The sequence below is a fragment of the Acidaminococcus sp. AM05-11 genome (assembly GCF_003472805.1).
In the GTDB taxonomy this organism is placed as follows: domain Bacteria; phylum Bacillota; class Negativicutes; order Acidaminococcales; family Acidaminococcaceae; genus Acidaminococcus; species Acidaminococcus hominis.
Genome location: NZ_QRMX01000017.1, coordinates 15,556 through 29,972, shown reverse-complemented (window position 1 = coordinate 29,972; position 14,417 = coordinate 15,556). Strand labels below are relative to the sequence as shown.

The 14,417-nt window shown below is 52.5% G+C and carries 4 protein-coding genes; all 4 read left to right on the top strand.

Annotation, left to right across the window (positions count from 1 at the left end):
• Positions 1-502 (top strand): autotransporter domain-containing protein (locus DW089_RS08340; protein ID WP_199614722.1); only part of this gene is annotated, 502 nt, incomplete at its 5' end.
• 1,269 nt (positions 503-1,771) lie between these two features.
• Complete coding sequence (locus DW089_RS08335; RefSeq protein ID WP_118287089.1) at positions 1,772-4,753, top strand: hypothetical protein; 2,982 nt, start codon at positions 1,772-1,774, stop codon at positions 4,751-4,753.
• A gap of 112 nt (positions 4,754-4,865) precedes the next feature.
• Positions 4,866-5,027: a hypothetical protein gene (locus DW089_RS11655; protein ID WP_233547579.1), complete on the top strand. Its 162-nt coding sequence runs from the start codon at positions 4,866-4,868 to the stop codon at positions 5,025-5,027.
• A gap of 3,749 nt (positions 5,028-8,776) precedes the next feature.
• On the top strand, positions 8,777-13,954 hold the full coding sequence (locus tag DW089_RS08330) for a hypothetical protein (RefSeq protein WP_118287088.1): 5,178 nt from the start codon (positions 8,777-8,779) through the stop codon (positions 13,952-13,954).
• The last annotated feature ends 463 nt before the right edge of the window (positions 13,955-14,417 follow it).

Sequence of the window (14,417 nt, the reverse complement as noted above, 5' to 3'; positions counted from 1 at the left end):
GGACTATGCAGGGCTCATTGACGAGCACCACGCCAGCTACAAGAACAGCTCGCCGTATATTGCGGCCCACGTGGCCTTGGGTAAGCTGTATAAGCACGGGACCAGCGATTTTAACTACTATGCACGGTTCTTCTGGACCCATTTAGGGGCGGACCACGCCATTGTAACCAGCGATCTGGGCCGGGCGCCATATAACTTTGACAGCGTGAATTCCTACCGGACGCGTTTGGGCTTCCGGTGGACCAAGCACCTGGATGAGGACGTAAGCTCCGTGTACGCCGGTCTGGGCTGGGACTACGAGTTTGACGGGGAAGCCCGGGCCATGTACAAGACCTTCAGCACCCCGGCGCCCACCTTCCAGGGCAGCAGCGGCTTTTTGGAACTGGGCTGGCAGAGCGCCGTGAGCAAGGATAACCCTTGGGGCGCAGATGTGAGAGTAACCGGGTGGACTGGACGGCAAAGAGGGGTGACATATTCAGCTACGATTAGTAGAAGGATTTGAGGGTAGTGCGGCCAAGGTACCTGAAGTGTGCTGGTGCCGGGAATCCACTCAGCGGTTCACGGACGGCTATCGCAGGGGTCGTATATTCCATTTATCTACGGCCAAGGCCTTGAGAAATGGATACGACTCCATCAGTCATCCTTCGACGACAACTCTCCCAGTGGTTCGCGGCTCGCTGCTCAGCTGCATCCTGGAACTTCCCCAGTCAGCTCATAGAGCTGACAGCCCCTTAGCGGTTCGCCGTATACCGGTCATCAGCACCCTACGGGTTTGATTCCTGGACGGCTATCGCATGGCTCATATTAACCAATAATCCCATAGAATTATTTTTTGGATTATTGGTTATGAGCGCAACGCTTGAAGGGGCCAGACCAATCCCGCTATCACATAGGTCACATTAGCCAAGAGCCTTTGAAAATTGGACGACTCTTGGATGGACCGTATAAAGGCGAGAGATTATATGAAAAATGGAGTACTTACAACAGCTTGAAGCCTGAAAAGCGGGCTTCATGCTGTTGAGGCTTCAAGATGGAATATACGAAATGGCTGGAGACAATCCACGATGGATTGCCTCCAGCCATTTTACTGCGGCGCTAGCGCCGCAGCTGCCTTGAAAACACCATTTGGCTCTTGGATATGAGTGAAAAGCTTGAGGAAGCTAAATAAGGAAAAAGCACTTCCCGCAGCTTCTATCTGTTTTTTTTCTACATGGCGTTCGGGCTGCGAACAAATTTTTAATCGATTTTACCATTCTTTAAATCTATATCTAAGCTAGAAACGGTAATTTAAGGAGCTAGCTTAGATATTTTTTACCTAAATAACGATCTTATGGAAAATCATAAGATCGGAGCGTAAGGGATGAGGGATGATTCCCATTGGATAAGTATGCATTAACAGAAACTTTTATTTAATACTAAGTCCACTAATAAAAGGATAAAGTACTATATTTTAATACCTATTTACATGGTATAAAAGCGAAAAATACGTTAACTTGATTCAAATTGTACAATTATCACCGTTTTTATTGCAAATCATTTGCATATACACTGTTACACTTTTTTGCTGTTTGTTTGTATGATAATTTACAAATCACAACTTAAAATTTATAAATTTTCACTATTTTCTTGATATAGCTTTTATCTATAGCTATGTCTTGCTACAATCTTACCGATAATCATTATCCGACAGTTATTAGTCTTCAAAACTGACGACAGAATTGTTGGGGCGTTCCTTGGGGACCGCTGATATTTGAGAAAGGTGGATTCGTACATGATAACAAAACGGCAAAAATTGGCGACAGCGCTGCTGCTGTCCATTATGGGCAGTGGAGCCTGGGGTTGTCAGCCTGTGCTGGCGGCTGATGTAGTGGGTCAGATCAAGGAGATTGCGGTGACACCGCTTGATTCTCCTGATGCTGATGGGGGCTGGGCCCAGGGGCAGGACAATGCCCGGAACAACCGGCTGACGGTAAGCGGTGAGGCGCAGCTTCGTTTTGGCCGAGGGGCAATGGCTGAGGCAGGGGCCGCCTCCGGCAACTGGCTAGTGATCAAGGATGAGGCTGCGGTGTCCGTAGCGCAGGCAGCCTATGTAAATGGTACGATGAATAAGAAAAATGTCCAGGCCTACGATAATCATCTGGTGATCACTGACAAGGGACGGCTGGGTGGCACTTATTTAGGCGAGGTCAGCGTTGGTTTTGGCGCTCAGGTCCAGCGAGGCAGCACGGCCGGCAATTGGGTTAGCTATAATAGCATGGCTGGACAAAGGGGTATACGGCTATTCGGTGGTTCCACCCAGCAGGGCAATGCCGGACAGTTGGAAGGGGAAAATGGTCTTCCTTTTGGAGGCAATATCGTAGAGACTAGCGGCAACGCTGTGTTTAGAAAAATTGTGGGCGGATATACGGATGACGGGAATGCCGTGAACAATAAGGTTACCATCGGGGGTGCTGAGGCTTCCTATGTTGAGGTCTACGGAGGTGAAAGCCGGTTCGGGGACGTTCGGAAAAATACGGTGACGGTAAATGGGGGCACTATGCAGGATTGCCCTCGCTGGAGTGATGGTGAAGTGAGGGTTGTTGCACGCCGGGTGGCAGGCCCGGTGGCACATGGTTTTCATGTACTGCCCAGTGATGAGCTGGGATATTATGGCCGCAGTCATATGGCCCATTGTATTGCTGCGGGCTATACGCATTCCGGCACTGCCGAGGACAATCTGCTGGTGATCAATGCCGGAAATGAGGTTCGGGGTTTCGGCGGCTTTTCCAACCGGGGGGACGCCAAGAAAAATCGGGTTCTTGTAAACGGCGGCAATATAACAAAGACTGTGGTGGGCGGCTACACGGTAGAAGGGGATGCTATAGCGAACCAAGTTACGGTAGCCGGAGGTAAGCTCAAGGCCAATCTCGCAGGGGGTATATCGGAAGACGGGGATGCCGCCAATAATTCCATCGACTTTCAAAAAGGTGACTTTACCGGGTCGATGCTTGGCGGGAACGCTCTTTTGGGAGATGCCTACAATAATCGGGTTACTGTAGCCGATATGAAGGTTTCCGGCAGTTCCAGCCAAGTGGTAGGCGGTATGGCCACGGGCTCGGCTTATAAGAACAATGTGGTCATTACCGGTGGTACGCTGCCTACGGTATTTGGCGGCTATAGCGGCGGAGATGCGGTGTCCAACACCATTACCATAACGGGCGGACAGCTGCAGGGCGGAGTGGCCGGCGGTCTTTCTCGGCTAGGGGAAGCCCAAAACAATACCATTAATATTCTTGGCGGTCATTTTGGCTCCGAGGATACAACGGAAGAGGCAAACAACGTGATTGCCGGTGGGGTAGCAGCCAGCAAGGGGGCCAGCGGAAACACGGTAAATATTTATGGCGGCACCTTTGGGCCCCATATTCAGTTGCAGGGCGGACAGAGTGAAGTGGAGAGCCAGGCTAACACGCTGAATCTCCACACCAAGGGTAACACAATTGAGGGACTGAAATATTTTCAGAATCTGAACTTCTACATACCTGCCGGAACCCAAGCCGGAGAAACTATGCTGACGGTAACGGGGACGGCGGACGTTCACGGTGCTTCCATCCGGGCTGGAGTCCAGGATGCAGCCAGATTGAATCCAGGAGAAGTAATCAAGCTGCTGTATTCTCCCCAGCCCCTTGCTGCAGACGGAGCGTCTTACAATACCCTTAGCGGCATGGACCGGGTTACCGATGACGCTTTTGTCAGCCGCAAGGCAGTAGTGAAAAAACAAGATGCCAACACCATTGTGCTGACAGTCAGTGGGGACGGCGGTACATCCCTAGATCCGGACACCAAGCTGATTCCAGAAGGTCGGGAAAATGCCCTCAATACACTGGTGCGGGGTTCAGATATTGCAGCGACGGAGGGCTACGCCAGTGCTGTGGCGGCCTACGAAGCGGCCTGGCTGGAAGACCATTCCATCAAGGCAAAGTTTACGCCCTATGTGGTACTGGGCGGCCACAACCTGCGCTACACCACTGGATCCTACGTGGACAGTCATGGCTTTAACGGGGAACTGGGCTTTGTGAAGCGGGATTATGCCAAGGGACATGTTGACACCATCATGCCCTTTGCCGAATATGGTACGGGTAGCTTTACTAGTCACTTGGATTCTGGTGCCCGGGGAGACGGCAGCCAGCATTACGTAGGCGGCGGCCTACTGATGCGCCGGGATCTAGACAACGGGGTCCATTATGAAGGTATGGTCCGGGCTGGTCATTTGGGCGGCGATTACCAAGGCACCATTGCCGGCGTGCCTGCCAGCTGGAAAGATGGGGGTACGTATCTGGCGGCCCATTTGGGCCTGGGCAGAAAAGTGGTGCGGAAGGAAAATACCTACGATTTCTACGGGAAGTTCTTCTGGACCCACCTAGGCAGCGGAGAGACCACCTTGCACACAGCCAAGCGTCGGCTGCCCTATCAGTTGGACAGCGTGGAATCCTATCGGACACGGCTGGGTGCCCGCTGGACCCGGCAGCAAAACGCTGCCAGCAGCATTTATGCCGGCCTTGGGTGGGATTATGAATTTGACGGAAAGGCAAGGGCAGCGTACAAGAGCTACAGTACGCCCAGCCCCACTCTCCAGGGCAGCAGCGGCTTTGTGGAACTGGGCTGGCAGAGCAAAGCTTCCAAAGAGAACCCTTGGGGCGCTGATGTGAGAGTGACCGGCTGGGCTGGACGGCAAAGAGGGGTTACATATAGTGCTACGATTAGTAGAAGGATTTGAGGGTGAACAAGGAAGCGCAGAGCGAACCGCAACAGTTGGAACACAGATAAATGGAGTACTTACAACCGTTTGAAGCCCGAAAAACAAGGCTTCAAGCGGTTGAGGAATCAAGATGGAATATACGAAATGGCTGGAGACAATCCACGATGGATTGCCTCCAGCCATTTTACTGCGGCGCCAGCGCCGCAGCTGCCTTGAAAACACCATTTGGCTCTTGGATATGAGCGAAACGCTTGAAAGAGGCTTTCTTAGGGCACCACTGGACAACTGCTAGAAGGGATTAGTGCAGAGCATTAGGTAGTGCATAGGCCCTCCGGGAATCCTGGAAGGGCCCATCCGAGGCGCTGCGCGCCCCACCTTCCCTTGAACAAGCCCCATCTGCGCCTCTTGTAGCTTTGGAATAGGCGCATCTTCCCCATTTCAGCTGCTCCACAGCTGAAACGGAGAAGACGAGTGTGCGAGAAGGCATGCGGCCGGGGGGCGCAATACTGGGGTGAACTTCTATCGTCGCCTTGCGGCGACACTTCCTGCAGTGGTTCGCCGTATTCCAAGCAGCTGCGTCCTGATGGACTTGCTCCTTGGACGGCTGTCGCATGGGTCACGTATTCCAAATATCTTTTTGGTAACTTGTGAAGATATTTGGACGTGACCGCAACGCTTGCAGGAAGCGTTCATAGCAATTTACTGGTCATCTTCATATTGACACTATATTTTAGATTTTACTTGACTAGTAGTGGCCTGGAAGCCTACCACAGTGGTTCGCAGCTAGCCAATCAGCTACGCCCAATTTGGGCTTGCTTCTTGGGCTGCTATCACATGGCTCGCATTAGCCAAGAGTCCTTTGATAAACTGTGGACTCTTGGATGCGACCGCAAAGCGTTGTGGTAGGTGTCAGCCAATACCTTCCACATTTATGGGGAAGGGGAACCGCCCACCGGGTGGTGGAAAGGGGGCTGACGAAGGAAGTTTTTTACACCCCCATTGCCGCATTGCGGCATTTCCCCTTCTCTAGGGGAAAATCTGTCCCCTTTTGGGGCTAGTGCGGAACGTAAGGTAGTCCAACTACAGAAAATTTGCCCTTGGGCAAATTTTTGCTGTAGAAAACTCTGTAGCCGGATTTTGGCCGTGCGGTCTGCGGGGTGTAGTGCAGGCATCCTACTTTTGAACCCCATCCCGGCTGCGCCGAATTGAAAACTCTTTCCGTCCCGCCTCTTTCCACCATCCTTCGGGTGATGGAAAGAGGCGGGCCACCTTCCTAGTGGTTCGCTGCAAACCAGTCACTTTCGCCTTACAGGCTCAGTTCCTGGGCAGCTATCACATAGGTCGCGTATTCCAAACAGCTTCAAGAATACCTGTGGCGCTGTTTGGACGCGACCGCAACGCTTGATGGAGGTAAATAAGGAAAAAGAGCGAGAACGACCTTCCCCTTTACCAGTGCACGCCAAGCAGTGCACTGGTAAGGCGAAGGCAAATCGCGGCCAGAGGCCGCGAAAGACTGGGGAAACTTCCTCCGTCAGCCTTTGGCTGACACTTCCTAAGCGGTTCGCCGTACTCCAGTCATTTTCGCCTTGCAGGCTTAATTCCTGGACGGCTATCGCATGGGCCTTATTCACCAAACATCCGTAGATGTTTGGATGCGGCCGCAACGTTTTACGGTCGCATCCAAATGTCAATCAGTTCCCCGAGGACATTTGGTATATGCGACCTATGTGATAGCCGTCCGTGAGCCGAACCCGTAGGGTGAAGGAGAACGGAGCACGGCGAACCACTCAGGAAGCGTTCTACACCACTACTGGTCAACTGTTAATCGTTACTGTTGCGCTGCCACTACATTAACTGTCAAAATACCTAAAACACCGGACAGTACTACCCCATGCCCTCCCCGCCTGACAGGAAGGGGAGGGACGGCCAATCCGAGAATCCAAGGGCCGGGGTGGGGAAGGGACATTTGAGATATTTTTGGGGGATGTTTGGATGCGGCCGCAACGCTTGGCGAAGGCGTACTAAGCCGCCATTATTCGTGAGCTAAATAGGGGCTAGTGCTTAAACTTCAATGGTTTATGGCCCTCCGGGCATTCTGGCCAGGCCCATTAGCCTTCCGACCGTGTTTTTCCTTCCATTCTCCTCCCCGTGGCTGTCGTACGGTCCATGGGGTATAGATGGGGCAATTTTTTTGTGTATTTTATCGTGCTTGTATTTCATTGAAAACAGGGGCTAGTGGCCGCAGGGGGGTGGTAAGGTGTGGAATAGCAGGTGGTTATTGGTGTATAACTGTTTTTAGGGGTGGTTTTCTTGTTGTTTCTACTGCAGAGTGGGAATTGGGTGTGGTTTACGGGGAGATGGGTGTGCGTTGTAGTTGGACGATATAATTAATCGGATGATTAATTATGCAGTATAAGCAATTTTATATGCATAGAGAAAACAATATGTTAAAAGTCGAAGTATATAGAAATTGCGAAATATAATGACACTGTAAACTAGTAGGAATTGGGTAAAATATTAAATACATATGTACTGTCAGCTATCATGATATAAATTTTTGGTAAACTAAAAAAGTCTTGAAAGGCTGATTTTTACTTACTTTATCCGATATCATACAAACTGCCTAAGGGGAAAATGTACATAAAAGTATCTTTGTTTACAATAAGCCGTGATAATTGATAAAATACAATAAAATAATAAAAAAATAATGCGAACATAAGGGAGATGTGATAAAATTTAACTAGAATTATTATGAATTACTTTTTGGACCTTTAGGGTAATTATGCAGGGGTCCGTGGATGGCAGGCTGCTTATTTCTGTGAGCAAAAGCGGGAGCTTTAAGGGCAGGGGTGAGGGCGCCCAGGGGCGCTGCTTGGGGCCGTTCCTTGGGCAGGGCCTGAAGTCAGGCTGGACGGGGCTGTTGGGGCGGTGTGCCGGGGCTCTGAACTCAGGGCAATAGCTCCGAAATGCGGGTTCTGTGTTACCTGAGGCAAACTTGGGCAATAGCCAGTGTGCTCAGGCAGCTATTCCAGCAGGGGTAATTCCGATGATTCTCTGGTTTTGTTGAAAGCCTGAGCGATTCTGTTCTATAGGCTAAGGGCAGGGCTGCGAGGGTGATCATATAGTTTAGGCAGGAGCTTGTAATTCCAGCCAAGGAGGTGGGAAAAGTAGGGAAATCTTGGGGAGAGTTGTTTCTATAAATAGGGAACGAGAAAGGGTTTATTCAGTAAAAGGCTTCTTCCGGCGGCTAAACGGAAGGGCCAAGGTAAGTTATTGACCATCCACATGTATCAAACTATGTTAAAGGCGACAAGGAATTATCGTAAGCAGTAAAAACAAGAACCAATAAGTAAGTCAAGTAAAGAAACAAAGTCAAGAACCCAGGGGTGGGAACTGGGCTTATAGGGGGAGACCGGCGTCCATAGAATAGAGAACAGGATGCGGGCAAGGCTCCCAGGGCGGAGGTTCCTGTCCGGTGCTTGGGCCATAGGGCGCAAAGCACAATTGCGTGAAGCCTCAAAAAATAGAGAAGGGCGGAGCGCGCAGAATTTATTTTCTAGAATCACAAGCAAGAACCATAAGTAATGCAAGGCAGCAAGGAGCTGCGTCCCAAGGTGGGGAGGAGGGGTTCCTCCCCTGGCTTTGGGGCTTACTGTAAGCTGGGAAATGTTGGGCAGGAAAAACGACGAAAATAAGCTGTGGGAACGCAGCTGAAAAACGATAGGTTAGTAAATTTCTTGCAGGAAAATCTACCTGCAAGAGCGAAAATATCTTATAAGTATTTGGTTTCTGTAGTATTATCAGACTGTTTTTGAAATATCATATGAATATTTTTAAATATAAATATTAAATCCCGTAAGGCTTTGCTGAGGCAGGGTGGTCAGCCGGCCCAGGGGCAAGGTTTTAGGGGATGAGTGGCTCAGCTAGGATTTTGTTTCTATTTGGATTTGGAGCTCCAATGGGAACTAAAGGCACACAACAACACGGGCCTGCGGCGGGCAGGCGGAGGGACAACAGGAAAAACGAAGGGAGCTATAGATTATGAGAAAAGAGCACTTACGACGGCAGGTACATACAGCCGTGATTCTTTCCAGTGTAATGGCCCTGGGGATTGGGTTTCACCCGGTATTTGCGGCGGATGAAACGAATCAAAAAGTCAGCGTAGACACGGGCAACACACCGTACGTTGGCGGCGAGGCTACGGGAACGGATAATGCTGTTTCCAACCAACTGACGGTGAGCGGCGATGCCAATTTGACTAGTGCCTATGGGGGCAAGGCGGCAAGCGGCAAGGCTACGGGAAACGAACTGATCTTTAACGGCGGCACGATTGGCAACGGCTATGGGGGCTACAGTACGGGCAGCGACGTAACAGGAAATAGCATCACCATGACCGGGGACGCTACCACGAATGCCGGGGGCTTTTTCACCGGAGGCCTCTATGGGGGCTATACGGCTAAGGGCGCAGCAGGTACAGAAGGGGCCGGCAATACGGTAACGCTCGAAAATCTGAGAGACACTCAAAGCGGGAACATCCATCACTTGGGCACAGAGATTGCCGGTGGCAAATCTGCCGCAGGCAGCGCTTCCTATAACAAGGTTTCCCTTACAAATATATTTGGAGTGGGAACTCCAGGTAAAATAATGGTTTACGGCGGTAATGCCAAGGGCGGGGACGCTTCCCACAATATCGTAAACGTGGATACTCTCTCCTTATTGAATGTCACGATTCTGGGTGCCAAAAACAATAGCGGCAGCGGCAACACCGATGATAACAGCATGACGGTGAAAGACTCCACAGTTATGACGCAAACGTGGGGACAGGCCTTGGTCGTAATTGGAGCGCAAAATGAGGGGACAGGCACCCTGAATTACAATATCGTCACCATTGACCATTCACAAGTGCAGACCCACCAGCCCAATAACAATGTCGAACCGGGCACTGTACGCGGTGCCTACAGATCCTCCAGTACTGCCGGGGAAGCCAATGACAATCAGGTCGTTATAAAAAACGGCAGTAAAGTCGGCAGAGTAGATGGGGTCTCAGAACAAAATGGTACGGCTGACAGCAACACAGTAACGATTACAGGCAGCACCTCCAGCGGCCCCGTAGCAGGTGCCTTCATAGGAGGCAGGTATACTAGCTCAGCGGGCAGTGTGACGAATAATACGATCACTATTGAAGACAGCAGTAAGGTTACCGGCGACGTGTATGGCGGGTACATATCCTGGGGGCCTGCAGCCGGCAACAAGGTTACCATCACGGGCACTTCTAATGATATCAGAGGGACTGTCTACGGCGGTCGGAGCGACTATAGTGACGGGGAGCAGATAGGTGCGGCCGGCAACAGTGTAACTATTGAAGATACAGCGGAGGGTACGGAAACGGTTAACAACCTTACAGTATATGGCGGCTGGGCTGGGAACATGAAACGCCAGGGCTTTCAGCTTATTACCGGCCAAGGTTCTTCGGCCTACGGCAACAGCGTCACCTATACCAGCACTGTCAATCGCACAGGCCTCAAGCTCTACGGCGGCTATACACAGCAGGGCGATGCCGGCCGGGAAGCCTCCGGCACAATTAGCGGCGTAAACTACAATGGCGGCAATACGGTAAGCGTCAGCGGCGCCGGTACGTTTGACCTGGTGGCTGGCGGCTATACGGAAATGGGGAATGCTGTAAAGAACAACGTAACCCTGGATGGGACCAATGGGGCGATTTTCCAAACTGCCTATGGCGGCTATACGAAAAACGGTACGGTCTCGAAGAATACCATGACCGTGAAAAATATCGACGACAGCACAGCCGGCCTTATAAATACCGGCACGCTGGCCGGTGGCTATACTGCTAATGGAAATGCTGAAAACAATACGGTCACCATGACGGACAATGCAAACGTAACGTTCAATATCTACGGTGGGGAATCCGGCAAAGGAAATGTCACCGGCAATGTTGTCACCATGACAAATACCAAGCTTGACCCGACCGGGGGACTTGCCAATGCCTACGGCGGCTATACGGCGGCTGGAACTGCGTCAGTGAATGAAGTGCATGTCAATAATGGCTCCTATGCTAGCAGCGCCTATGGCGGCTACACGGTAAATGGCGATGCAATAAACAACACGGCAACTGCTTCTTATACGACGCTTCCTAATCTTATTGGCGGTTACGTAAATGGGACTGGCAATGCCAGCTCCAATACAGCCACCCTGGAAAACAGTACCGTCTCTGGTATCATCGGCGGGCGGACTGATGTGGGTAATGTCACGGGCAACAAAGTCACCACGACGAACTCGAAGACCACGGTGTTATATGGCGGCAGTACCAATACAGGCAATGCCGATGGAAATATTGTAAACATGACTGGCGGCGGCAGCACGGAGGTCCTTTTCGTTGCCGGCGGCGTCTCTAACAAGTCCGGTAATGCCACAAATAATAGGGCAATCATTACCAATCTCACGGCAAGCACTGTGTTTGCTTCTGATATACCCAGCCTTGCCGGCGGCGTGGCTATGGGCGGAAAAGCGACGGGAAACACCCTTTCCATTACGCAGAACAACGACACTGCCATTAGCATGGCTCAATACTCAGCCTCAGCCTACGGCGGCTATGGCAGCGCCGGCGCATCAGATAACAAGCTCAGCGTAAGCGGCGATGATCTCACAACCTACAATCTCTACGGCGGCTATGCAGACACGGGCGATGCCGTAGCCAACCGCGTCAGCGTGACAGACAGCACTGTCGCAGGCAATGTGTACGCTGGCTACAGCAATAGCGGCACAGCCACGCAAAACACCATGACTATAGACAGCGGCACCTTGCAGAAAAACGCCTACGGCGGCTATAGCCAGTCCGGCACTGCTGCGGGCAATACCCTGACCCTCAGTGACGGCGGCAGCGTAACCGGTAATGTCTATGGAGGCTACACCAAGACCGGTGCGGCCTCCGGAAACACGACGACCGTAGCCGGCGGTAAAACTGCCAATGCCTTTGGCGGCGCCACGGAAACAGGTACGGTTACGGGCAACACCGTAAAACTCACCGGCGGTTCAGCTGTTCCCAAGCTCTATGGCGGCTACGCTCCCGGCGTTGAGGTCACGGGAAACTATGCCATCGTCAGCGGTGGTGAGGCACAGGGCGTGTACGGCGGTGCTTCCGATACGGGCAAGGTCTCGGAAAACACCGTAACCCTTACCGGGGACAGCGGTGATACCGTTCTCTACGGCGGCTACAGCAAGAGCGGCACAGTGACAGGAAATACAGCCCAGCTCACGGCCGGTTCCGCTGCTAAGGCCTATGGCGGTGCATCCGAATCGGGCAATGTCACCGGCAATACAGCGAACCTCACGGGCAGCAGCATCGGTACCGTCTACGGCGGCGAGTCGGACACGGGCACAGTCAGCACCAATACGGTGACGGTGGCGGGCGGCAGCGCGGGCTCGGCTATCGGGGGCTACGCCAAGACAGGGACGGCTGCGGAAAACAGCGTGAACGTCACTGGCGGGCTGGTGGATACGGCCATTGGCGGCACTACGGATTCCGGCACGGCTAGTGAAAACACCGTTACTCTGGCGGGCGGTACAGCAGGCTCTGTCTACGGCGGCACGGCGGCAGACGGTACAGTTAGTGAAAACGTGGTGAACGTCAATGGCGGCTCGGTAACTACCACGGTGGCCGGGGGCGCATCCGATACCGGAGATGTGACGGGAAACGTGCTGAACATCAACGGGGGCACCGTAGGCACGACCGAATCGGCAGGAGAAACGTCTGACCTGATTATCGGCGGTATTTCCAAGAGCGGCAGCGTCACGGACAACACGGTGAACGTGTACGGCGGCACCCTGGGCAGCATGATGAGCCTGTACGGGGGCCTAGTGACGGATACTGGTTCTTCTGGGTCCGGGAACACGCTGAACATGTACAACAAGGCCAATACGGTGAAGAACCTGGGCAGATTCCAGACCATGAACTTCTACGTGCCCAAGGGCACGGTGGTCAACGAGACCATGGTGAACGTGACGAATACGGCGGATGTGAGCAATACGGTCATCTACGGGGCCATTGACGACTCCACCAAGATGAGCAAGGGGCAGCAGATCAACCTGATCGTGGATAACGGCGGCATTACGTCCACGAATACCCAGTACAAAATGATTCCCGGCAAGGATGAGGTGACGGATCCGGGCTTTGTGTCCCAGAAGATCATCAACAAGAAAATTGATGCCAATCATATCGTGCTGCTGATTCCGGACGATGATGTGCCCAAGATTGAGGAAGATACCAAGGCGTTCCCGGAAAACCGGGCCAATGCTACAGGCACGCTGATTGAAGCCTCCGACCTAGCGGTAACCGATGGTTATGCCAGTGCAGTAGCGGCCTACCGGGCGGCCTGGCTGGAAGACCATTCCATTAAAGCGAAGTTTACGCCGTATGTGGTGCTGGGCGGGCACAACCTGCGCTACACCACTGGCTCCTACGTAGATGCCAACGGGTTCAACGGGGAACTGGGCTTTGTAAAACGGAACTTTGAAAATGGCCATGCGGACACCATTATGCCCTTTGTGGAGTACGGCAACGGGAACTTTACGGGGCACCAGGACAGCGGTGCCCGGAGCGACGGGGACCAGCGGTACCTGGGGGCCGGTATCCTGCTGCGGCGGGATCTGGACAACGGTCTGCACTACGAAGGCATGCTGCGGGCAGGGCGTCTGAATGGGGACTACGCCGGAATTATCGACGAACACCCGGCCAGCTACAAAAACAGCTCCCCGTATGTGGCGGTGCACCTGGGCCTGGGGAAAGTGTACAAGCACGGCACCAGCGAATTTGACTACTACGGCCGGTTCTTCTGGACCCATTTGGGCTCGGACTACGCCATTGTGACCAGCGACCTGGGGAAAGCACCGTATAGCTTTGACAGCGTGAATTCCTACCGGACGCGTTTGGGCTTCCGGTGGACCAAGCACCTGGACGAGAACGTGAGCTCCGTGTACGCAGGTCTGGGCTGGGACTACGAGTTTGACGGGGAAGCCCGGGCCATGTACAAGACCTTCAGCACCCCGGCGCCCACCCTTCAGGGCAGCAGCGGCTTTGTGGAACTGGGCTGGCAGAGCGCCGTAAGCAAGGATAACCCTTGGGGCGCAGATGTGAGAGTGACCGGTTGGACTGGACGGCAAAGAGGGGTGACATATTCAGCTACGATTAGTAGAAGGATTTGAGTGTGAATAAGGAAGCGTAGAGCGAACCGCAACAGTTGGAACACAGAAAAACGGAGCACTTACAACAGCTTGAAGCCTGAAAAGCAAGGCTTCAAGCTGTTGAGGAATCAAGATGGAATATATTGCAGAACAGGTCCTGACCTCATTTGGGGGCAGGACCTGTTCTGCTTTGCGGCGCCAGCGCCGCTAAAAAATTGGATAAACTTCTATCGGCACATACCGGTGCCACTTCCTAAGCGGTTCGCCGTACTCCAGTCATTTTCGCCTTGCAGGCTTAATTCCTGGACGGCTATCGCATGGGCCTTATTCACCAAACATCCGTAGATATTTGGATGCGGCCGCAACGTTTGCAGGAAGCTTCCATAACCACCACTGGTCAACTGTTAATCGTTACTGTTGCGTCTCTCCTACAATAATTATCATAGCTCCATCAGCATTGGCCAATACGTTCCCCTACGAGGTT